At 45.5% G+C, this 22,781-nt stretch carries 24 protein-coding genes and 1 riboswitch; of the genes, 4 read left to right on the forward strand and 20 right to left on the reverse strand.

What is annotated here, in order from left to right; translation table 11 throughout:
* Positions 1-2 precede the first annotated feature (2 nt).
* The 7 genes from ACTHPG_RS13745 to ACTHPG_RS13775 form a co-directional block, all read right to left on the reverse strand.
* Complete coding sequence (locus ACTHPG_RS13745; protein ID WP_440389975.1) at positions 3-3,830, reverse strand: hypothetical protein; 3,828 nt, start codon at positions 3,828-3,830, stop codon at positions 3-5.
* Between the two features lie 67 nt (positions 3,831-3,897).
* On the reverse strand, positions 3,898-4,230 hold the full coding sequence (locus tag ACTHPG_RS13750; protein WP_223199730.1) for a hypothetical protein: 333 nt from the start codon (positions 4,228-4,230) through the stop codon (positions 3,898-3,900).
* Between the two features lie 20 nt (positions 4,231-4,250).
* The gene (locus tag ACTHPG_RS13755; protein ID WP_076331342.1) at positions 4,251-4,730 is read right to left on the reverse strand and encodes a hypothetical protein; all 480 of its coding nucleotides are present in this window, start codon (positions 4,728-4,730) and stop codon (positions 4,251-4,253) included.
* Between the two features lie 127 nt (positions 4,731-4,857).
* A complete protein-coding gene (locus tag ACTHPG_RS13760; protein WP_440389977.1) occupies positions 4,858-5,679 on the reverse strand; it encodes a hypothetical protein in 822 nt (273 codons plus the stop codon).
* A 212-nt stretch (positions 5,680-5,891) separates the two neighbouring features.
* Positions 5,892-6,530: a hypothetical protein gene (locus ACTHPG_RS13765; RefSeq protein WP_440389979.1), complete on the reverse strand. Its 639-nt coding sequence runs from the start codon at positions 6,528-6,530 to the stop codon at positions 5,892-5,894.
* The gene (locus tag ACTHPG_RS13770; RefSeq protein WP_440389981.1) at positions 6,514-7,605 is read right to left on the reverse strand and encodes a glycosyltransferase; all 1,092 of its coding nucleotides are present in this window, start codon (positions 7,603-7,605) and stop codon (positions 6,514-6,516) included. The genes ACTHPG_RS13765 and ACTHPG_RS13770 overlap by 17 nt, the downstream gene beginning before the upstream one ends.
* Positions 7,583-8,242 carry a glycosyltransferase family 2 protein gene (locus ACTHPG_RS13775; protein WP_440389983.1) on the reverse strand — a complete coding sequence of 220 codons (660 nt, stop codon included), beginning with the start codon at positions 8,240-8,242 and terminating at the stop codon, positions 7,583-7,585. Before ACTHPG_RS13775 ends, ACTHPG_RS13770 begins: the two co-directional genes overlap by 23 nt.
* A gap of 190 nt (positions 8,243-8,432) precedes the next feature.
* On the opposite strand from ACTHPG_RS13775, the gene ACTHPG_RS13780 reads away from it, so the two are divergent.
* From ACTHPG_RS13780 to ACTHPG_RS13795, 4 genes are all read left to right on the forward strand, one after another.
* Complete coding sequence (locus tag ACTHPG_RS13780) at positions 8,433-9,173, forward strand: GT-D fold domain-containing protein (protein ID WP_440389985.1); 741 nt, start codon at positions 8,433-8,435, stop codon at positions 9,171-9,173.
* Positions 9,174-9,358: 185 nt separating this feature from the next.
* Positions 9,359-9,628 carry a hypothetical protein gene (locus ACTHPG_RS13785; protein ID WP_036607821.1) on the forward strand — a complete coding sequence of 90 codons (270 nt, stop codon included), beginning with the start codon at positions 9,359-9,361 and terminating at the stop codon, positions 9,626-9,628.
* Between the two features lie 174 nt (positions 9,629-9,802).
* On the forward strand, positions 9,803-10,030 hold the full coding sequence (locus ACTHPG_RS13790; RefSeq protein WP_105599493.1) for a hypothetical protein: 228 nt from the start codon (positions 9,803-9,805) through the stop codon (positions 10,028-10,030).
* A gap of 187 nt (positions 10,031-10,217) precedes the next feature.
* A complete protein-coding gene (locus ACTHPG_RS13795) occupies positions 10,218-10,406 on the forward strand; it encodes a hypothetical protein (RefSeq protein ID WP_440389987.1) in 189 nt (62 codons plus the stop codon).
* 24 nt (positions 10,407-10,430) lie between these two features.
* Here ACTHPG_RS13795 and ACTHPG_RS13800 read toward each other — a convergent pair whose 3' ends face one another.
* From ACTHPG_RS13800 to lysA, 13 genes are all read right to left on the reverse strand, one after another.
* Positions 10,431-11,198, reverse strand: a complete 768-nt coding sequence (locus ACTHPG_RS13800) for a peptidoglycan recognition protein family protein (protein ID WP_440389989.1) — start codon at positions 11,196-11,198, stop codon at positions 10,431-10,433.
* On the reverse strand, positions 11,195-11,620 hold the full coding sequence (locus ACTHPG_RS13805) for a phage holin family protein (protein ID WP_440389991.1): 426 nt from the start codon (positions 11,618-11,620) through the stop codon (positions 11,195-11,197). The genes ACTHPG_RS13800 and ACTHPG_RS13805 overlap by 4 nt, the downstream gene beginning before the upstream one ends.
* 160 nt (positions 11,621-11,780) lie before the next feature.
* Positions 11,781-12,269 carry a GerW family sporulation protein gene (gene ytfJ / locus ACTHPG_RS13810; protein WP_440389993.1) on the reverse strand — a complete coding sequence of 163 codons (489 nt, stop codon included), beginning with the start codon at positions 12,267-12,269 and terminating at the stop codon, positions 11,781-11,783.
* A 150-nt stretch (positions 12,270-12,419) separates the two neighbouring features.
* Positions 12,420-13,148 carry a DUF2953 domain-containing protein gene (locus ACTHPG_RS13815; RefSeq protein ID WP_440389995.1) on the reverse strand — a complete coding sequence of 243 codons (729 nt, stop codon included), beginning with the start codon at positions 13,146-13,148 and terminating at the stop codon, positions 12,420-12,422.
* Between the two features lie 216 nt (positions 13,149-13,364).
* Positions 13,365-14,021, reverse strand: a complete 657-nt coding sequence (scpB, locus tag ACTHPG_RS13820) for an SMC-Scp complex subunit ScpB (RefSeq protein ID WP_440389997.1) — start codon at positions 14,019-14,021, stop codon at positions 13,365-13,367.
* The gene (locus ACTHPG_RS13825; protein ID WP_440389998.1) at positions 13,990-14,790 is read right to left on the reverse strand and encodes a segregation and condensation protein A; all 801 of its coding nucleotides are present in this window, start codon (positions 14,788-14,790) and stop codon (positions 13,990-13,992) included. The genes scpB and ACTHPG_RS13825 overlap by 32 nt, the downstream gene beginning before the upstream one ends.
* 104 nt (positions 14,791-14,894) lie before the next feature.
* Positions 14,895-15,362 (reverse strand): 6,7-dimethyl-8-ribityllumazine synthase, encoded by a 468-nt coding sequence (ribH, locus tag ACTHPG_RS13830; RefSeq protein WP_017687651.1) that lies wholly within the window; start codon positions 15,360-15,362, stop codon positions 14,895-14,897.
* A gap of 102 nt (positions 15,363-15,464) precedes the next feature.
* A complete protein-coding gene (locus ACTHPG_RS13835) occupies positions 15,465-16,697 on the reverse strand; it encodes a bifunctional 3,4-dihydroxy-2-butanone-4-phosphate synthase/GTP cyclohydrolase II (RefSeq protein ID WP_440389999.1) in 1,233 nt (410 codons plus the stop codon).
* A gap of 32 nt (positions 16,698-16,729) precedes the next feature.
* Positions 16,730-17,398, reverse strand: a complete 669-nt coding sequence (gene ribE / locus ACTHPG_RS13840) for a riboflavin synthase (RefSeq protein ID WP_440390001.1) — start codon at positions 17,396-17,398, stop codon at positions 16,730-16,732.
* 26 nt (positions 17,399-17,424) lie between these two features.
* Entirely contained in the window at positions 17,425-18,528 is a 1,104-nt protein-coding gene (gene ribD, locus ACTHPG_RS13845; RefSeq protein ID WP_440390002.1) for a bifunctional diaminohydroxyphosphoribosylaminopyrimidine deaminase/5-amino-6-(5-phosphoribosylamino)uracil reductase RibD, read from the reverse strand.
* A gap of 324 nt (positions 18,529-18,852) precedes the next feature.
* Positions 18,853-19,019, reverse strand: a riboswitch (FMN riboswitch).
* Between the two features lie 164 nt (positions 19,020-19,183).
* Entirely contained in the window at positions 19,184-20,488 is a 1,305-nt protein-coding gene (locus tag ACTHPG_RS13850; protein WP_440390246.1) for a hypothetical protein, read from the reverse strand.
* Between the two features lie 182 nt (positions 20,489-20,670).
* Positions 20,671-21,102, reverse strand: a complete 432-nt coding sequence (locus ACTHPG_RS13855) for a peptidylprolyl isomerase (RefSeq protein WP_433744884.1) — start codon at positions 21,100-21,102, stop codon at positions 20,671-20,673.
* Positions 21,103-21,352: 250 nt separating this feature from the next.
* Entirely contained in the window at positions 21,353-22,684 is a 1,332-nt protein-coding gene (gene lysA / locus ACTHPG_RS13860; protein ID WP_440390003.1) for a diaminopimelate decarboxylase, read from the reverse strand.
* Between the last annotated feature and the right edge of the window lie 97 nt (positions 22,685-22,781).

Raw genomic sequence — 22,781 nt, forward strand, 5'->3', positions numbered from 1 at the left:
TTTTATCTGGGGATATGATTGCTTCCCATTCTTGCACCTACATTGCTGGCCATGTAGTTCACCATACCCGGGTTGTTCTGCCGTAGTGTCTTGTCCAACGTAGATGTCAGTCTCTCCACATCTTTTGTGCTGCCTGTCATATTATCGATGTTCACATGAACCGTAACATCACCTGAACCAATCATCACACTTTTATGTGTATTGTTCGTGGTCATGTAATCAAAGTAATCCATAACCTTAAGACCTGCTGGAATGTTGAATGTGGATATCGGTTTATCCATTTTTTTGCTAATTTCAGCCAAATTTTTGGACTGTTCTACACCCAAGGACTGGATCTGTTTAAAAATATCCATATATTCATTGGACCCTGGTTTAAACACACCGCTATTCAGCAGATTCTTCCACTCTTGCTTGATCGAACTTATTTGTGAATTCATTTCAGATGCACGGGATTTGTTCAATGCAATTAATTCGGGTGCATCTTCCTTCCCCCCATTAGCTGCCAGGAGATCATACATTCGTTTATCATAATCCAACTCCGTCAACTCAAACTGATCATTCATCTTGCGTCTAAGCTCATCAATTTGGCTGTTTTTGACACCATTCAGTTCAAGTTCTGACTGCGCCTTCTGCTGTTTTTTCTCATTGATCTCCAGGCCTAGTTCATCTTTTTCCTTACCTTCAGCCATCTTGTCATACGTCTTCTGTAAACTTGCAATGGCCTTATCGAAGAACTTGATATTTTCTTGCAAATATTTCTCCATTAGCGCGCGCATTTGACCAGAATCTTCGCGAACACCACTAATCAACAGACGGGATCGAGTGAATTGGTAATTGGTTTCGTTATCACTTGTCGATTTGTTAAGCTGTCGATTAATCTTGGCGATCATTTCATCAATACCGTTGCTTTGCGGCTGAGGCTTATACCCATTTGCCACGGCCCCTATTCCGCCCGCAGCTGGAATGTACTGCATTTGGGGTGGTATGTATTGTATCTGCGGTTGTTGTTGTTGTTGAGTGTTATCCCCAGACGGTTTTCCAGACTCTTTATCCATTTGAATCTGAGCTTCTTTTTTCTCCTGCTTGTAGTTGTACTCTTTGGCCAGTTTCTTCTCGACCGCATCTCCGCCGTCTTCGGACCATACCGCTTTGAACCCCTTCCAGTAGTCCCCGAACTTGTTATTCGTTGCACTATCTCCGAATATTGAACTCATTGTGCCGGATACAGCGGCATCCATCCCCAGGTTTAATCCTTTCCAGACCTTCCCTACAAAAGATGACTGCTCCATATCCTTGAAATCTTTGGCCAACTCTTCCTTATTGGTTGCGCGAATACTCTGCTTCTCCGCTTCTGACTTCCCCATGTTGTTCAATGGATCGACAAGACCAGAGACGACATCCATGGCGGTCATCGCTAACCCAAGTGCTGGCACAGCTTTTAAAGGCCTCAATAATCTCCCACCGGATTTGACTAATTTCGATAGTTTTCCAGGTGTTTTAATCCCACGGGCAGCTTGCTCCGCATTGATGTCACGCTGAGTAATTGAATTGCCTTGTCTATCACGAAGAATATTTCCATCTTTATTACGGATCGGGGCATTGTTGTCAAAAAATGCTTTGCGATTGCCCGTGTCTTTCATATCCTTAAACCTGGAAAGAAGGCCTCTTTTGGGTGTATTTTTATTCTCTTTTTTCGAGTCGCCCCCCGGTTTGAATTCATCCATTATCGCGTCTTTCATGACATCTTTGATCAGGTCTTCATGACGAGCTACAAAGGTTTTATTTTTGCTATCCTTTTTGTCATCCTTCACAGGAGATCCACCGCTCCCTGCACCTGGAACAACTAGTAATCCTCCTGGACCACTCATCAGGCTCGCGAGTTGAACTTGTTCAAGTTCCTTCAGTTTGGATATGTATGCTGTAGCATCGATCATGCCCTGTCTAAAAGAAGCATTCAACTCATTGACTTCGGATCTCAGTGTGGAGAGAACATCATTTAATAGCGTTGACTGCTTACGCAGCTTCTGAATCTCGGATTCGTAGCGCTGAACATCGGTTGAACCGTATGTAAACTCAGCATTAAGGAAATACAACTTGTTACGTAGTTCAACTGCATCCAGGTCCATATCATCCATCGCCATCATTAGTACTCTAGCTTGTTGTTCAAATCGCATCATCGCTCTACTCGTGTCATCCAGTTCTCGGCTTAGAAACTCAAGACTTCGCTTCGTCTTTGCAATCTGATTATCGAGTGAATGCATTTCTTCTCGCATCAGAAGAAGTTCTCGACTATACGTTTTGACTCGCTTCTCAGCTTCGTCACGTTCTTCTGCATGAATGGAAGAAGCTGCTGTATCCCCATCCTGTAGAGCCTGATTGTACATTTCATGTTGATGATCTCGGTTAGTCTGAGCCTGGAGTACATCATCTTGCTTGGCCACAGCCCTGCTATGAATCTCTGTTCTGCGATGATTCAGAGTCTGTAGACGACTCTGCTGTCTATCCATTTCCTGCGCTACACCAGCACGTTGCACATCCGTGACTCGAAGTCGCTCGGGAACATCGCTTTCCGTATTTCCGACTTTCCCCGGTTCTGATGTTGTAGCAGCATATCGTTTCTCATCGCCTTCATTCATCACTTCACCGAACTTATCCCAGGCAACCTGAACTCCCGCTTCATCCATAATTCGGTTAAGCAGTTCCATATGATCAACAATGCCACTTGTACGATCACCAATTAATCGCATGACTGCGATCAGATAATCGCCCAGCTCGGCAAATTCTTCTTTCAATCCTTGCATCGCCTCATGCGTTGCAATCTGAAATGCGATCTCGACCTGTCTTTGTCGGAATTGCAGATGATCTCCACCGCTCCGTTGATGGATCGAAGTGTTTGCATCCGCAGTCTTCAATTGTTCAGCAAGAAGATCAAACATGACTCGATTTGATGCAAAAGCCTGCTGCGGAATCATATCTCCTTTGTCCTGAGCCTCCAATGCAGCCTTGCTAATCCAGTTGGCCAATGTGTCCTCTTGTGCAAGCGTTCCTTGTGGGGCACTGGCCACTGGAATAGTTTGACGCATCATATCCATTAAGTCCTGAATGCCAATATCCAATATCGTTGAAGCCCTGATCATCATGTCTGCAACTTGGGACAGATCAAAGCCACTGCTTCCCGAGGCCAAAGTAACAGCTTCCAGACTTGTTGCGGTCTGTTCCACATCCGTATTGCCCACTGAATGCAGCTTGGCTACTTGTTCTGCAAACGAGACAGCTTCAGAGGCATGATCATAATTACGGGAACCAATACGGTAGGCAAGACCTACATCTTCCTGATCCATACCATGTTGCAGTGCAATCTGTTGGAGATTTTTGACCGTTCCGGCTTGTGTGTATTGCCCACTGTCTTCCGATGTTCCAGACAATCTAAGCGCGAAATTCTGGTCGGCCCGGCTCATCTGTTTATCCATCTGCTGTGACGAATCAAAGGATTGCTTGAGCATTGTTGATGAATATCCCTTGGTTTCACCTGCTGAAATATATTTCATCGTATTCATCACGGAGTCTAACAACTCCTGTGCTCCAGCTGCAGTTACATCCTTCATTTCACTGAACGCTCCACGATAAAAGTGCTCCAGATCGTTAGTTAGCGTTTCAATCATTTGCGACTGCATATCACTTCTGAACGTCTCCACACGTCTAACTAGCATGCTAACACCTGATAAGTAGCTCCCTTTTAGTGCTGCATTTTGTCCAGTTAATTGATCTCTATCCGTTAATATTTCTTGTGTTAAGGAGTGTTTGTCCCCTTGTCCTTCTGTTTCAGTCAATAGAATCACCGCCTTTATGCATAAATCCCGTTCTACCATCAGTTAGGCAAAACGGGATGTCTCTCTCTTATCCTCCGAGCGCTTGTGCAAGCATACCGATATCATCTTCTGATATCTCCGTGTAGTCCTCGTCATTGAAGGTTCTTTTACGTCTGACGGTCCCATCTTCTTCGACTTCCTCGCCCCCACCGCCACCGAACATGCGAAGAGGTGCTGTCATAAGTTCAACCTCAAATTGAATATATTTCTCGGCTGACTTGCACAGTTCCGCAACCTGAGGGAGTGTGTACTCCCAAATCTCCCACTTGTTCAGCCCACAGTGTTTATGGAGGGTGAAGAAGATTTCTCCCCAGTGAACGGGTTCCTGTGTTTCCGTATCACGGATTTCGGTTCCCTCCAAAGACTCCCCCTCGGTGCGTTCTACTTTTTTAAACCATTGAGTCCAATGAGCATATCAATGACTTTGCGAGCTGTGTTCAGATCAAGATACTCATCCAGATATTCTCGATTGATGATATACTCACCATGCTCATCTTTGGTCACGATATGTGGATAGTTTTTGAATGCCATTGCCAATACATCAAATAAATCCTGCTGACGCTTTTCGTCCAGTTCATCATTCTCCGTCGGGATGAAGTTAAGAATAATGGCATCGATATTCACCGTCTTCAGCAATTTCATCAGACGGCGGGCATCCTTCAGGTTACACGGCGGAATCCGATATTTCCGCCGATCCCGCAGCGTAATAATCTCATCATCTTCAAAGAAGGCACGCTCAGCCGCTTCTACTTCCTCCGGCGTCACTCGTTTGTTTTCCGGATCATCCTTGATTCGTTTCGCCGCTTCCTCATTCAGCTTTTCCGCAAGCTCACGCTCAGCTTTTTCTTGTTCTGTTTCCATGAAATTAAAGACCTCCCCAGGACATTCTCCCCCATATAATAAAAAACCTGGCAAGGCAAGGCGCTGTGAAGGGGAGGACACAGTGCCGTTTGATACCTTGCCAGGAGCAATCAACCTTATTCAGATATTAGATCTTGCTTGGTGCACTGAAGCGTTTGATACTGCCGATTTTTCCGTCAGCACGTTCTGGATCAAGAATCTGCAAGGAGATTGCAGATGCAGAGGCAGCTGCGCGCTGGGCATTAATACTGAATGTTCCTTTTGCACGGCACATGTACAGCTCGGTTTCAACACCGGCATACGAACCATCTTTTTGCTGGAACGTACCGTGATGAATGACAGAGATCGGGAATGGAACTTCATCAACCAACAGATCAACCATGTCTACAATTTGGTCACGCTTGTAGTTCAACACAATCTCTTTACCGATATGGGCAGCATTCAGGATAACTACACCATTCGCTTCGTCGTAGAAGAACGCATTGGGTTCTACTGCCGTTCCTTTGGAATTGAGTTGTTTCAGCAACGTGTTGGAATCTTTGAGACGAACCGTAATGTCACCGTTACTTCCATAGATATCACCTGCATGCTTCGGTTTGGCTTCGGCAAATCCAGAATTGGATACGCCAGCAGCAACTGTAGATTGCTCATTCAGCACCCATACATAAGACTTCACTTGCTCTTGTACCGTTGAACCCATCATCAGCTGGATTGCATCCAGATCGAACTTGGCGTCTGTTGCCGATACTTCGATCGATTTCGACTTCACCAGTACATCAATCGCGAACAGACCGTCACCACCAAAGATATCCTCAAGCTCCACGTTAAGGTCAATTTTCAGATCTTGCAGGGTACCCAGGGTAACGACCTCAATTTCGCCCATCGGATCTTTTGGAAGGCGTTTAGCCATAAACGTACCTACACCTTTGATAATCATTTTTTTAGCCATTGAACAGTCCACTCCTTAGGATAGTATGTATTTTTAGCTACGGAGACTTGCCTTGAGCCGGGATCAGGTTAAAAGACGTGATGATCGGGAGATCCTTCGTTTAACCCGTCAGGCTGTTTGCTGTCTCTGCTTTTTATAGTGTAGAACGCTATCTTCATTTCCTAACGATAATGCAAAAGAAATCGTTCTACATATGATCAAAGAAAAGCCCCCTACATCAGAGGGGCCGTTCTGTTAGGCAAAGCATCTATAATTTGGGCTACCTGTTCTGCACGTTCCTTGATCTCGAAATGATCGGCAGTAACCAGATGAACATGCGAGCAATATTTGCCATGCTCATAGATTCTCTCAGGTGTAATGAAGACAACATCAGCAACAGCTTCCATCTTGTGCTTATGCTTCTCATATTGATCCGGATCGGTCAACGAATCAAATACGACCAGATCAGGATACGCTGTCTCGACCGAACTTGCCAGCCGGCTATCGTTCACCCAGTAGATCACGCGATCTCCCTGAAACAGCGGACGTACATTCTGACCCACACGGGCTACGACAAAGTTTGGAAGCTCCGGATGAGGGTACTCCAAGGCATCAACCTGATAGAACTCATCACTCGAGTTGATATATATGACATTGTAGCCAACTTCCGCGAGTGCCTTTAACAGCCGCTGCGGACGGCGCCCGAATCGTTCACTATGGAAATCGATCGCAGGCAGATACACGATCGTTGTATCCATATTTGGGGTGTATGTCGTAACATTGAACTCCGCCGCGTCAATCTCTATTTCTGCAAGCTTAATTGTCGGTGTGGTCGACTTGCTACCAAACATTCGTTTAAATATCTTCTTCATGATTTCTGCCCCCCATGACCTGATTAATCATCTTCACGGCATCCATTGCCCTACCATCCCAACTATTAGACTTAGCCACTCTAACTCGTGCTGCAATTTTGGAAGCACTATTCTCACGAATGGCTCTCTCCAACATCACACCGCAATTATGCTGATTCATAAAGTAAGTTACATCGCTGTACTTATGAACAATTTCCTCCATACGCGTTGTCAATACGGGTTTGCCCGCAGACAAATATTCGTAATACTTGATCGGATCACAGCCACGGATCATCTCCGTCAGCTTGAATGGCACAATACAGACATCGAATTGAGCAATGTAAGCGGGAAGTACTTTATAATCTTTGTGCGGAAGACAAGTCACATTGGGATGTACAATGTTTTTTTGATAGAGGACATTGTTTCCAATCAAAACAACACGATACCCTTTATCTGCAATAGCGGTAATCAGCGAATAATCGACCCACGATGCCATTGCCCCATGGAAACCCACAACCTTTTGCCCATCATGAACCTCCGGAAAGTCCGCCGGTTTGGGGAGCATTGCCCGCGCTTTCTCAAAATGTTGGTAATCTGCCCCGTTAGGACACATAAAGATTGGTTTACCGTCATGTTTATGGGCCTCATACATCACCTTGGCAGTCGTCGCTACAAGATCTGCACGGTCGAAACATTTCGGGATGCAGGATTTCCACACAGCAAATTCGTCAGCCGAATTATCCAGGTAATCAAATACGGTAAAATCAAACTTCCGTCCATCCGAATAGTTATACTGACCCGGATTCGAGAACCAGAGTACCTTCTTTCCTTTCACCAGATGATCATAATTCACACCTTTTTGCACAAGGAACAGATCCTCATTTAACTTTTCAATTGGACGGCTCTGCTTTCTGTACGTTTCTTCATTGATAAAGATAGCCCGTATACCCGGAATATGGGAGAAGGCCGTCATCAATTGCTGAGGTCGTTGGAACAAGAGATTCCAGTCGAGTGCTGGCGGGTAAACGATCGTCATTTCTATACTTTCAAAAACCGCATTTTCTCGTTGCTTTCTACGAAGCAGCCAATTGAGCAATCAACTCCACCCCTTCCGCGTAGACATGAACGGGACGCAGTCGGGTGTCTACGTATAGTTCAAACCCCAGTCTTCTTGCTTGCTCACAGAATGGAGCATCTTCACCTGTTGGATGCACTCCATATCGCACGCCTGCTTCAATCACTTCACGCTTAATCAAATATACGGCACCTGTCAGATCTACCGGGAATATGCCCGCCCTGAATTCAGGTATATGTTTTCCACCGATCATAGCGTTATGAGCCTTCAATTTAGGATGATTCCGTATAAGCATGGCGCATACATCCTTGTCATTATCCATTAGCTGCTGCAGGCTATACTCAGGAACGATGATATCCGTATCAATCGAAAACAGATAATTACAGTCCGATTTAAGAAACTCATCCAGGAGCATATTTCTCAACAATGCCAGATTGTGATAGGAATATTGCCCACGCATATGACCGTATGTTCTCCCCAGATGATGAGTCAGATAAGGAATCTGGTGACGATCAAGGATATGTTCCGTCTGATCTTCACTATCATTCAGGATGTACATATACTGCTTCTGCACAGCTTGTTGCTCAAGTGATTGCAAGTGCCTTTCCATAATCCAAGCCCGATTTCGCACAGGACTACCTATATATACCTTTTTCACAGTCCATCCCCTCTCCCTTTTTACATAGTCTAGACTGTTCCTCCGTAAGCTTCGCGCGTTGAACAAAAAAGGAGTAATTCCTCAAAAGAAGAGAGAGAACGAAGCATTTTTCCTATTCTAGTACAGAAGGAGTTGATGAATATGTATACCGAAGAAACCATTATTCACACATGGGAAGAAGGTGACATGCATGCTGGGGAGTGTAGATCTAATCCGCAACTGGTTCCAAATGGCCTCTGATGGAGTAGCCCATGCTTCCGTTCGATTTGGGGATGCTTCCAACACCATTCTGGCTCATGATACCGTTCTGACTATGGATTTCATCAAGTCTCATTATGGCTGGTTGAACGATCCTACTTATTGCGGGATAACCTTACCCAATGCGAGTGCGAGAGAAATTATCGTACACTGCCTGCGACAAGCGGATTACGTCGGGCATCTGATTCAGACAGATCACTGGTATTTCAAACCGTTATTTGATATGTGCCTTACCTATTACAAGGTTGAACCCAGGGAGACCTTCTATGCTTTTGAGAATAATTACATCGCCCGATTCCAGTCATTTTATGAAACATTCAAGACCATGCCTGTTCTGATCTGTGGAGCCAAGGCCGAGCAATACCGAGAAGTTCTGGAGCGAAGATACGGTTGGACAAGCATCGTGGGGACCGTGGACTGCCCCTCTTGGTCTCATGTGAGCACTGCATCCAAACAAATGGAACATATTTACCAACATACACCGTGGAAGCTTGCTCTGGTGTGTGCAGGTGCACCCGGAAAGGTACTGGTTATTAAGGCCAAAGAACTGCAAACTGTAGGTGTTGACTTTGGTTCCGGAGCAGATGTTGCGATTCAAGCCGACAGCGAAAATCTGAACGCCTGGGATTACAACGGATTCCCCGATTATTGGGAAGGCAGACCAAAAAATTGACCCTCTCCGGGTCTTTTTTCATTGAAAAAAATATGTAATTCCAATCCGATTATATTGACTTAGTGGCTGTTGATAAATTAAACTATCTGCCTTATTATTGTTAAGATAACTCCTAATCTAACCTGGTTTAAACTTGCATGAAGAGGAGCTCTGCTAAGATATTCGAACCGTTGGAGGGAAATGTAATGGCGTACTCGCAGTCAAAGACCGAAATAGTAGCAACTCATTTGAGAACAAGATTTATGGAAGGTAATGTGGAGGGACATGAGATCGTTGTTGCCTTGATCAGTATGGTCAAAGCGGAGAAGATTAATCTAGATGAGGTTGCTCCTATACTCTCTACAGTCTTTTTTGAACAACCGCAAGGTATTCTGTTGGCACTCGAAAAAGCTAGCACGCTGATTGATGATGAATTGATTGATTCCATTCTCCACGAAGTAAACGAAAAAGCTTAATCTTACATACAAGGAGAGAGCTTATCATCAGATTTTAACTATATCAACCCATTATTCTCTCCACATTTTTAGATTGAATAGATTCATTACTGAGAAATTGGATTTTCTCGTTATTTTCCGTCCCCCTCCGCTTATTCTAGTAGTATTACAAAGGAGGGGACACCCATCGAGACAGTGAATAAAGCCATTTTATTTTTAGTAGTTATTGAAACCATGCTTGAAGCGCTCCACCATACAGAAGTAGATCAGACAGAACTAGTGGATTCGCTTGTTATGTTAGGTTTTGATCCCATTGAGATGTTGTACGAAACGAATACGATTAGATCTTTCCAAAAGATATGTAGGGCTTTTGCAGAACTCCATCTTACCGATGAGGCCCTGGACACTTTCTCAAAAGAGTAGTTACATAAGCAGAACCCCACATCACATTCGACGTGGGGTTCTGCTTTTCAATATTTATGAATTTTGAACCAATTTTGAACCGGATCAGCTTAACCTTCCCCATCCTGTCTCGTATAGGTCATCTAGGGACCACGGACATCTCCGTTGCTCCCGTTGACTATGACTTAATATATGAAAGGATGGTAGTATGAGCTCACCCACAACAACACATGTGATCGAAACAAATCAACTCGCGGTTATTGGAGTCGTCGATGAATCCTCGATTCAGGCCCAATATGAACTTGAGTACCCTGATCATATCGTGATTATACAACATTTTTATTTTTTGAAAGATCCGGCACACTTTAACGCCTGGTTAACTGGCAGGCATCCTTAGCTCCTAATCCATATTCTCTCACGGTTAGGACCTTTTACGTCTGCGCTCATCAATTAAGACCTTCAGCAGCAGCAACTCTCCATAGGTTAACTTCTTCTTGCGTACCTTCTCTACCCATGCCCAATCGTCAATGACTTTGTCGTTGTAGGCATCCCCAATGTATTGATCCAGTTCATTCCAGGCCCATTGTGCGTAATCCAGGACGGTATTCATATCATCATCCTCCGTGACTGCTATTTGTTGCAGCAGGTTTAGTTTGGTATGTACTGCTTGCTTGAATCTTTCATATTCACTTGGCTTTTTAATCCATGGAAGTGGGCATTCCTTCCATCCAACCACTTCTTTATGTGTAAAGAAGACAGGTGGGAAGCCCCGTTCCCTGACCAAATATACCGCGAGGTCTACAACGTTATTAAATGTATCTTCATGGATACTGCCATCCTTCTCAATGCACATCTCAATGCCTACTGTACTATTGTTCGGATATGTCCCAAGCTTGGCTAGAGCTTCCTTCGTGTATGTTGTGCTCCCGCAATGGTAGGCCAGTTCATCATCCGGCAGACTGTGATATATCGAAGTTCGATCTACCGAGTAATGTGCACTTGCATAACGGCCTTTAACTGCTTTATTGGAATCTTGGTGTGCCAGGCTTGCAAAGTATTTGCTAATATTCTTCGCGGGTGCTCCGGGAGAAGCCGTGTAATGCAGCACAATTCCACGTTTTGCTTTTAATTTCAGTCCCGCTCGACTGAATTTATTAACAGTTATGTAGTCCTTGGTGATCTGTATCATGACATCTTCTCCTTGTCTTCAACTTGATCTTCATTGCCTCGAAGCTTGAAAAGAGCTGAAGTGATAAACTTCGGTACAGGCAAGCCTAGTTTCCCCAGGTTCTCCAATATACTGATTCCTTCCGTACCGATAATGAACATTAACATTGCATCTCTCATAAAATCATTGGAATTGCCTGCAACCACATCCAGTTGATGTGCAATAATGACAAAGATAAATGTCAATGACTTACGAGCAAGCCCCCACCACCCTACCCTGCTGGATAACTCCTTCCTATACCATGCAGACAGCACCCCTGTGATGTAATCCAGTCCCACAAAGATGGTTACTGCAATAAACAGGTGATCAATTCCCCCGACCAAATACACGACTGCCGATAACAGCCAGCCAAACAAAACCATAAAAACGGTGTCTCTTTGCATTAATGCTCCCCCTTCAATAACCTATTTCATGTCTAGGTTAGGCGGATCATAGACATAAGTCTCATTCCGTATGGAAACCTGCAAAAAAACATTCACCATTCGCAATGTAAACAGCAAAAATCCCTCACCGCTTGACGCGGGAGGGATCATGACGAAATGTTCAGCTATACGTTGATGGATCTGGTGTAACCCGTACATCTGTTGTATCCGTCGATGTTGTATTACGTTGGAACATGCCTTGAATTCGATCCAGAACATAAGGGGTAGAGTCAATTAGCTTCTCAAACAGATGTGTGGAGTTATCGAGCGGTACAATATGTACCCCTTGTTTACCAACCACCAGGAATGCAATAGGACGTATGGATACACCGCCACCACTACCACCACCAAATGGTGAAGCTACTTTAGCTGAACTGGCATGTTCAGCAGAGGTACCCGTAGCACCACTTTTGCCACTACTTTCTTTTTCTCCATTAATGTGAAAATCGCTGCCACCAGCAGCAAAGCCGAATCCCACTTTACTAATAGGTAAAATCACGGTACCATCTGGTGTTTCAACTGCATCACCGACAATTGTATTGACATCCACCATGGCCTTGATATTCTCCATAGCGGTTTCCATTAAGCCTTGAATTGGATGATCTGACATTTACATTCCCTCCAGTTTCAATGTAAGCTAGTTTGATCTAACCATATCATCCCCAAACTTGAAGGGACTTATGTAAATATGCATTTTAAGTACACGCACTGAACTCCAACCTCATATTCCCAAAATCAGACCGACCAAGATGGACATCTACTATGCTGTCCCACTAATCTTTTTCTTTTGCTTCTCCTTACGCCTGCGGCGCTGTTCCTGAAGAAGTTTGAACCACATCCGCCATCCGCCTTCGACTTGAAGCACACGGGTAAGCAGCGTAATTCCAGCAATTAGAAGAGCAGTGATCCGAATCTTCACTCTGCAATCGAGCTCTGTTCTGAATTCCATCTCGTCTGACCATACCGGCATGACCTGAAGCACAGGTGGCTTATCGAAGCGAATCTGATAGGTAAGAAAACCAATAATAATGGACTTGATGCTCCAGACCCAGCCCGTCACAACTGCTGTATAGGCGGCATCTCCAACACCGATGTGAGTAGCCCAGGACAGTTGCGTCATATGTACGCGCGTGAGTGTTTGCTTAAGCCACAGCTTGAGTGCATCTGTCGCCCTAAGCATAATTTTCACATCTTTAGCCCACTTCTTGACTTTGCGTTTGTTGACCCGCTCGCTTCCCTTGGCCTCCCCTCTGGAATGATTCATGGTCTGTTCGGTTTTAACCAGAAAACCTTCCTTCATATTGCGAAAAACAATACTTGGGATCTCATAGTTAATCCGCACAATTCCATAGAGAAGACGGACATTAATATTGGCGTAATCATCACTTTTATGTTTGTTAAATGTAAAGTGTACATGAACATTTGAGATGAGGACTGCGGCAATCAGCAATGCGAACAACAAACCGATTCCTCCAAGCCAAATCCACACAGGCCTTACCTCCAAGCCCTCAATTCTTTTCTCGTCTAGTATGGCACTCTGAATAGGAAAAAATTCACGTCTGACCTAAAAATCCCATTTCAGATATGTTTGGATGAACCGGTCCGTTAATTTTTCGTAAATAAATGGACATTTGGTTCCAACTTTTAAAAAAAAACACAAAAAACCGACCCCACTGATGGGTGTCGGTTCGTATGGACTTGCAAATTAGAGTGATGAATCCGTATTGTCATCCTCGCTGTCGATATGATTTGCATCATCTGTCGGATCAGCACTATCCGGTTCCAGTTGTTGCAAATCCAATTTGTTGAATAACAGTTGTGTTTCTTCCTCCAGGTTTTCCGAATCCTCGAACAAGCCTGGTTCCGGAAGGTCTTTAATTGAAGCCAGTCCGAAATAATCCAGAAATGACTTGGTCGTGCCGTACAAAATGGGGCGTCCGATTGCCTCAGCTCGTCCCACTTCAATGATCAGATCCTTATTCACAAGCGTATGAATAGCCCGTTCCGATTTTACACCGCGAATTTCCTCAATCTCAACCCGGGTGATGGGCTGCCGATACGCCACAATGGCCAACGTCTCCAGTGCCGCCTGGGATAAGGAAGTCCGTGCTGGAGAGTATGCCAATTTCTCAAAATAAACAGCATGCTCAGGCAAGGTGCCCAACTGAACTACACCAGCGATCTTGAGAATCTGTACACCTCGACCCTGCTGTGAAAATTCATGAATCATCTCCTCAATCGCGTCCGTTACAAGCTCCACTCGCTGGTCGACGATCTCGGCAATTTGTTTGATACTTAGACCCTCTTCTCCGGACAAAAACAGCAGGCCTTCAATAATCGATTTCAATTTCGGAAAATCCATGATTCTTTGTTTCCCCTCTCCACTCCATAACGATATCCTCAAACATCCGTTCCTGATAACAGACAATCTGCTTCATCTTCATCAGTTCCAGCACTGCCAAGAAAGTCACGACAATCTCATGGCGATAGATATGCTCATCCATCAACTTGGAGAATAACAGTCTGCCTCCCGGCCCCATACTTTCCAAAGCGCCGATGACATCCCGTATCCGGTCCTTAACCGAGATTTCATCGCGTTTGATCCGGGTTACGGTTGTACGCTTCTCAGCCTTGCGTAGCGCCTTCTGAAATGCTGCAATCAGGTCAGAGGTATGCAAACCCTCAACCGGGTTCGAAGGGGCTTCTACAGGCATATAAGGGCGCAGATCCTCGGGCTCTTTGGAAAATATAAGGCTGCGTTCCCACTCCCGTTCATGAAGATGACGCGCAATGCCCTTGTACTTGCGATATTCTATCAGACGTGCAATTAGCTCTGCACGTGGATCATAATCTTCCTCTTCCAAATAATCATAATCCTCGAAGTCCTCAATTACCGGTGGTTTGGGCAGTAAAAGTTTGCTCTTGATCGACAGCAGTGTTGCTGCCATGACCAGAAATTCACTCGTAATATCCAGTTCCAGTTCCTGCATCGAATGCAGATACGCCATGTACTGATCGGTAATATCGCTGATGGGAATATCCTGGATATGAATTTCAGCCTTGTCAATCAGATGAAGCAGCAGATCCAAAGGCCCTTCAAAAGTCTCCAGTTTGTATGTAACTACCGTCACTAGACGAATCCTCCCGCCAGAAAAATACAAAACCCTGCTAAGCCGTCCGAATCCGGTCTCCCGTTTTCGTCTGCGCAAAGCAGGGCACTACTATTAAATAAGCACTATTTTAGCTGTTTCGTCAAGTTTGCCATTTCAATTGCTGCCGTAGCTGCATCCCAACCTTTGTTACCCGCCTTGGTTCCGGCACGTTCAATCGCTTGTTCAATATTTTCTGTTGTAACCAGTCCGAAGATCGTAGGCACGCCTGTTTTGAGGTTAATCGCCGCCACCCCTTTAGCCATCTCGTTGCACACATAATCGTAATGCGTCGTTGATCCACGAATAACGGTTCCCAGGGTAATCACTGCATCATACTTGCCGCTCTCTGCCATTTTCTGCGCAATCAAAGGGATTTCGAACGCTCCTGGAACCCAGGCTACATCCACTTCATCATCCTGCACGCCGTGACGTTTGAATGCATCAAGTGCTGCACTAAGCAATTTGCTCGTAATGAATTCATTGAAACGTCCAACAACAACTCCATATCTTGATCCTTCTGATACTAAATGTCCTTCAAAAAATTGTGGCATTCAAGTCATCTCCCTAACGGTATAATATAATGTAAGTAACGGAATTTCGGAAGGAATCACTTCCATAAATTACATGGTGGAATTAGTTATTCTACAACCCATTTACTCTTCGTTCTGCTCGATATCATCGAACTTGAGCATATGCCCCAGCTTGGCTTGCTTCGTATGGAGATATACCGTATTGTCCTCGTTCTCTTCCATCTGGATCGCAACACGCTCTACAACTTCAAGTCCATATCCTTCAAGACCTTTAATTTTACGAGGATTGTTCGTTAGCAGTCTGATCTGACGAACACCAAGGTCTTTCAGAATTTGTGCGCCAATTCCATAATCACGCAAATCTGCAGCAAAGCCCAACTTCAGGTTTGCATCCACGGTGTCCAGACCTTCCTCTTGCAGCTTGTATGCTTTGAGCTTGTTGATCAGCCCAATGCCCCGACCTTCCTGTCTCATATAGAGCAGTACGCCATTGCCTTCCTCATTGATCTGTCTGAGTGCCGCATCAAACTGAGGGCCACAGTCACAACGATGTGAATGGAATACATCGCCAGTCAAGCATTCAGAGTGCACCCGTACCAGGACGGGTTTGGAACCATCAATCTCACCTTTGACCAGAGCCACATGCTCCTTGTTATCCACTGCGTTTGTATAGGCCACTGCTTGAAACTCGCCAAAGTCTGTTGGCATACGTACAGCCACTTCACGTTGAACCAGCTGCTCTTTTTCGTTACGGTAACGAATCATGTCCTGAATACTGATCAACTTCAGATCATGCTTGCGTGCAATCTCCTGCAGATCCGGAAGTCTGGCCATTGTGCCATCTTCCTTAATCACTTCACAGATAACACCTGCTGGATATGAACCACACATAATGGCCAAATCTACCGCCGCTTCCGTGTGTCCAGCACGACGAAGTACACCGCCGTCTTTTGCAATCAACGGGAACATGTGACCAGGCTTACGGAAGTCCCCGGCTTTCGCCTCAGGATCGATCAGACCTTTCACGGTAATAGAGCGTTCATGTGCCGAGATACCTGTTGTCGTATCTTTGTGGTCCACAGAGACGGTGAATGCAGTTCCATGGAAATCCGTATTTTGTTGAACCATCGGTTTCAGGTTAAGTTCGTCCGCACGTTGTTGTGTAATTGGAACACAGACCAGACCTCTACCTTCAGTGATCATGAAATTAATGACTTCAGGTGTCGCCTTTTCGGCCAAAGCGATAAAATCACCTTCATTCTCCCGATCTTCATCATCCACAACAATGACCGGTTTGCCACGCATGAGATCATATATGGCTGCTTCTATCGTGTCCAAAATAGATTGTTCTGACATTGTCCCACCTCCAGTTTATTTCTGTTCTCTATTTATGCAAATCCGTGATTGGCGAGAAAATCTTCACTGATACTGCGCGGCTTGCCAGCATCAGTCTCTCGATGTCCTCTCCCATACTGGAGCAGATGATCCACATATTTGCCCAAAATATCGCATTCGATATTAATGGTATCCCCTGTCTTTTTCACATTTAGTACAGTTTCACCAATGGTATGCGGGATAATGGAAACCGTGAATGCGGTATCCGTTGTATGGACAACGGTCAAGCTAATGCCATCCAGTGTAACCGATCCTTTGGGGATCAGGTATTTGAACAACTGGTGATCATCAGGCTTGATCTCAAACACAATCGCGTTCTGATCACGTGTTATACTGCCAATCACTCCAGTACCATCGACATGGCCCTGAACGATATGTCCGCCAAAACGGCCACCGGATTGCATGGCTCGCTCCAAATTGACTTTGCTGCCAGATTGCAGCTGACTGAGATTGGTATGGCGATAGGTTTCAGGCATGACGTCGGCGGTAAAACCTCCACCTTCCAGCGTTGTCGCAGTGAGACATACTCCGTTCACTGCTACACTATCACCAATCTTCAGGTCATCCATGATGGCGGAAGCTCCGATATTCAGGACCATCGCTTCGCCTTTCCGACCAATACGCCGGATCTGACCAACTTCTTCCACCAAACCGGTAAACATGCTGCCGCCTCCCTTGTTTAATCTATTTATTCAGGCCACACCGGAATACCGCCAATGCTGATATTATCTCCAACTTGTTCGATCTCCAACTGATTCAGTTGAATCGCCTGATTCATACGTTCCACACCCTCGAAGCGGAAGCTTCCAGGTGTATCATAACCGCCTACAATCTTCGGAGCGATAAACATGAGCAGTCGGTCGACCAACCGTGCCTCCAGCATGGCTCCATTCAGAGTGCCTCCGCCTTCAAGCAAAATCGAACCAATCTCACGTTCACCCAACTTGCTAAGTCCGTTTAACAGATCCACGCGCGGTCCGGGACCACAGCGAATGATTTCAACGCCGGATGCTTCCAAACGCTCAGCAGCTTCAGGGCTGGCTTCGTCCGTTGTCAGTACCCATGTCGGAGCAAGTCCATCTTTAACCATTTTGGCACCTACAGGCAGACGTAACTTGGAATCCACCACGATACGCACCGGACTAATGCCTTCCACTTGCAAACGGGTTGTAAGCTCCGGATTATCGGCGATCACCGTGTCTACACCAACCATAATCCCCTGGTGACGATGACGGAGAGCATGCACAATCTCACGAGCGGGCTCGTTGGAGATCCACTTGCTGTCTCCGCTGCGAGTGGCGATTTTTCCATCCAAAGTCGTAGCCGTCTTCAGCGTCACAAAAGGGAGACCTGTTGTAATAAATTTAATGAATTTTTCATTCATGCGTCTTCCACGCTCACGCAATACGCCAACTTCAACTTCAATGCCTTGTTGACGAAGCATGCTTATGCCTCTGCCGGATACTTGCGGATTTGGATCTTCACAACATACCACAACACGTTTTACCTTTTCATGAATCAGGCGTTCACTACAAGGTGGCGTCTTGCCATAATGACTACAAGGCTCAAGTGTAACGTATACCGTACTGCCTTCCGCATCGCTGCCTGCCATGTTCAGTGCATGCACCTCCGCATGACCGGTCCCACGTTTTAGATGGCTCCCCAGGCCTACAATACGTCCTTCTTTCACAACTACACATCCAACGACCGGATTAATTCCCGTCTGTCCTTGTGCTCGTTCTGCCATATCCAATGCCAGTGCCATATAAAATTCATCATTGATCATTTCCAAATCCGTTCACCCCGCGGTTTAAAGTCTTGTTTATTAAAAAATCCCCATCGAACAATCAAGTTCGACGGGGATGATGAGAGACTAATGTCAACAACAGGAGTGAATTGAATACAGCACGCCAACACTTTGCCTCAAAACTTCATTTCGGGCAAGTGAAAATAGACACATACCTTAATGAACATCAATTACAGGTAAAGAGCTTCTATTGTGTGGCATATGTATGGAACTGCCGGCGTAACCGGATCTTCCCTGCACAGTACAAAAGATCACAAATCGTGACTGTGCAGCAATACTCCTGCTGAATGCAGACCTGTTGGGTCTGCACCTCTCCTTCTCCCATCCAGACTATACTGTCGGTTCTGGAATTACACCAGATCAGCCATCTGCCACAGGCAGACAGGTCACGGACTTTGCATTAAGTGCTGGACATCTGTCCTTACACTTCCTGCATCACCGCCGGTAGGGAATCGCACCCTGCCCTGAAGGATTGCTTTCGTTATTAATTGGATGTTAGCACTTTAATGCCAAAAAATCAATTGTTTTTTGTTCCTTTTTGTCACATACTAACTTTTAATAAGCTAAGATACACCAAAAACCGCATCTCACTAAGAGACACGATTTTGGTTTACACCCTTCTCAGATCCATCACCGCATTCTACATATCAGGAAAACACCAACGCACCATATGCTTCAAATCTTTGGCATTGTGAAATGGCAAGCGGTCGGGTTCTGGCAGCGGCGAACCGGGAAGCGAAACACCTCTTGCTACTCTTCTGACCCAACTTGTGGAATCGATCGCGATAGCCGAGCATTGCCAGCGTCCATTCGCTCTCGGTCGAAACGTCCCATGCAAATCGGCTTTTCCCGGCATGTCTGGAAAGACACCATCCAAATATTCGACGATGACGCGCTTGTCTTTGACTTCATGACAGTATACCGTCACCCATACGCCCTCCCGGACCCGAACAGCATACACATCTCCAGCCTGTACCTCCCCGGTGCCTGCATCAGGAGAAGCCTTGGGTACTTTTCCGCGGACACTTCTCATCTTCTCCAAAGCTCCAAGAATCGTTTCCTTTACAGGTGGGATTTCTCCAGGCTTATCCGTAAGAGATATATTGCTCAGATCAAAATCATGGAATATTTTGTTCAGGTTCTTCTCATTGATTCCGATAGAAGAGTCCCACCACGCCAGAGGCGCCTGTACTTCAACCCGCACATTGGGGCGCTGATCACGTTGTATGTAAGAAGTGAATTCCGTAATCATTCCGGGATGTTCCGGCGTATCCAGTATGCCAATTAGAGCTAACGTTTCGAGTAAGTCCCGATAGACATATTCTTTTTGTGTAGTCAAAAGACGTTCCTTCTTCAGTGCTACTGCTGCCTTGCTGTAACGTGTTTTGGGTGGTAATTCGCGAAGCACCGTTAACACTGCACGGAATACCCATCGGTCGAATTCATTGGGTAGTGGAGGCTCCTGAGCGCCAGCCAGCTCCCGAAGTGCCAGTACTTGTCCAAAGGGATCACCATCCAAAGGGGTTCCGTTGGTCATCCGCCAATACCATTGCAACGTCGTGTCGGTTGCTTGATCTACGCTTAATCCGCAGATCTGACAAGTGCTCGAAGATGGATACGGGGTGTGTTCATGGTCTGGCATGCTGCTTGCAATAAGTTTGCCTGTAAGCAATGACCGCCAGAGCATGGGTGCTGACCACATTGATGCGACAAAAGCCTGTGCGGCATCCTCTAAGGTCCATTGGTTCGCAAGTTTTTTCAGCTCACTAATCGTTTCATTATGCCCCGGACGTACAAATCGATTCGGTTCATGCCCGGCTGCCTCAAGAGCTTCTAGATCCTGTGAGGATATACTCTGAGAAACATCATGTCGGGATGCCTGTAGTTCTTCGTCCCATCGTGTGGGCCCGCTATAGACTTGTTTTAACAAACGTAATTGATCCACTGTATTCAAAGGTTCTTCATCCTCCCTTGTCGCTTCGTCTAACGCCAGAATAACCCCAGACCAGAACTTCCGCCAGATCCATTATGCTCATTTTGCACTATTTCATGATGAAAATAAAAAAAGTGCTTCTATAATAGAAGCACTTCGAGTTTAGATCAAGTAAGTCAAAGTTACAAAGCGTATTAAGCTTCTACCACTTCAACTGTTTCCATTTTGTCTTTACCTTCCAAAGCATCCACGAACTCCATACCTTTAGTTACTTTACCAAATACAGTATGTTGTCCATCCAAATGTGGTTGCGGTTGGTAGCAGATGTAGAACTGGCTTCCACCTGTGTTACGGCCAGCATGTGCCATCGCGAGTGTTCCGCGTTCATGTTTGTTGGGATTAATTTCACAGTTAATTGTGTAACCTGGGCCACCTGCACCTGTACCGTTAGGACATCCGCCTTGAGCTACGAAGCCCGGGATAACGCGGTGGAATGAAAGACCATTGTAGAAACCGGAGTTAGCCAACTTTTCAAAGTTTGCTACTGTGTTTGGAGCTTCTTGATCGAACAGATCGATCAAAACTTCTCCGCCGTTTGCCAATTTAATTTTCGCTTGTTTCGCCATATGTAAATGACTCCTTTCGTATTGACCATCGTTAGTGGTGCCAGAACGCATGACCCTGGGCCAAGCATTACAGCACTTTTCTTAGTGTACACCGAAAATGTCCGGATCGCAAAAAAAACGGCAATTTTTTTCATAATTTAGCTCAAATACACAAAAAAGCAGACGAAAAAGGAAGTGCCCTTTTCATCTGCTTCGACTGTAAAAATCCATATATCCTGAATAATGCAAAAACGCATTATCTTTTGACGAATTAGCGAGTGACGGGCTGTTTGCCAATACGCGCTGGTACTAAGTCATTCTGGATGATATCTTGATACGTCTCACGGCGTACTACGACATCTCCTTGACCGTCTTTGACAAATACCACAGCTGGACGACGAATCCGGTTGTAGTTGCTCGCCATGGAGTAGTTATATGCGCCTGTGCAGGCTACAGCGAGCAGATCGCCGCTCTCCACTTTTGGCAAGTCCAGATCCCAGATCAGCATATCGCCACTTTCGCAGCATTTACCCGCAACAGATACCGTTTCTTGAACAGCCTCATTCGCACGGTTGGCAAGCACAGCTTCATATTTGGATTCGTACAAAGCAGGACGCGGGTTATCGGTCATACCACCATCAACGGCAACGTATTTACGCACGCCCGGGATGTCTTTGCTTGTTCCAACGGTATACAGCGTTGTTCCCGCTTCACCCACGATACTGCGACCTGGTTCAACCCAGATCTCAGGTACGGCATAGCCGATTTGGGCAAAATGGTTTTTAACTGCGTCTGTAATAGCCTTCACGTATTGCGCAACTTCAAGCGGTGTATCTCCGTCGATATAACGGATTCCGAATCCACCACCGAGGTTAACCACTTTGAAAGCAACGTTAAGACGCTCATATACGCTTGCTGCAAATTCAGCAACACGTTGAACAGCCATCTGGAAACCTTCAACTTCAAAGATCTGGGAACCGATGTGGGAATGAACACCAAGCAATACCAGGTTAGGCTGCTTGGAAGCCAATTCAATCGCTTCAAATGCTGTACCATTGCCGATGTCGAAACCGAATTTGGAATCTGTTTGACCTGTGGAAATATATTCATGCGTATGAGCCTCAACACCCGGCGTCACACGAAGCAAAATGTTAACTTTACGATTTTTGTCCGCTGCTACAGCCTGCAATAGATGCAATTCATTGAAGTTGTCAACAACAAAGCATCCGATCTCGGCATCAAGAGCCATTTCGATTTCTTCCAACGTTTTGTTGTTGCCGTGGAAATGAATACGCTCAGCCGGGAATCCTGCTTGCAGTGCAGTAAACAGTTCACCATCAGATACAACATCCAGCGAAAGTCCCTCTTCAGCTGCAAGAGCACACATCGCCATTACACAGAATGCTTTACTTGCGTATGCAACCTGGAAGCCCAATCCGGAAGCACGGAATGCTTCCATGTACTCTCTGCAACGCTCGCGTACCAATTGCTCGTCCACAACGTATAGCGGAGTTCCGAATTGTTCTTTCAGATCTGTTGCATCCACTCCGCCAATCTCCAGATGCCCTTGCGCATTTATTTTACTTGTACCATGTAAATACATAATCTGCATTCCTCACTTTTTTGTATACTGGAACAGTTGCTATTCCAATGATTTTACACCAGTATATCAAATTAAACAGCGAGATGAATGGATTTTT

The sequence above is a fragment of the Paenibacillus sp. SAF-068 genome (genome assembly GCF_051967555.1).
Lineage (GTDB): Bacteria > Bacillota > Bacilli > Paenibacillales > Paenibacillaceae > Paenibacillus.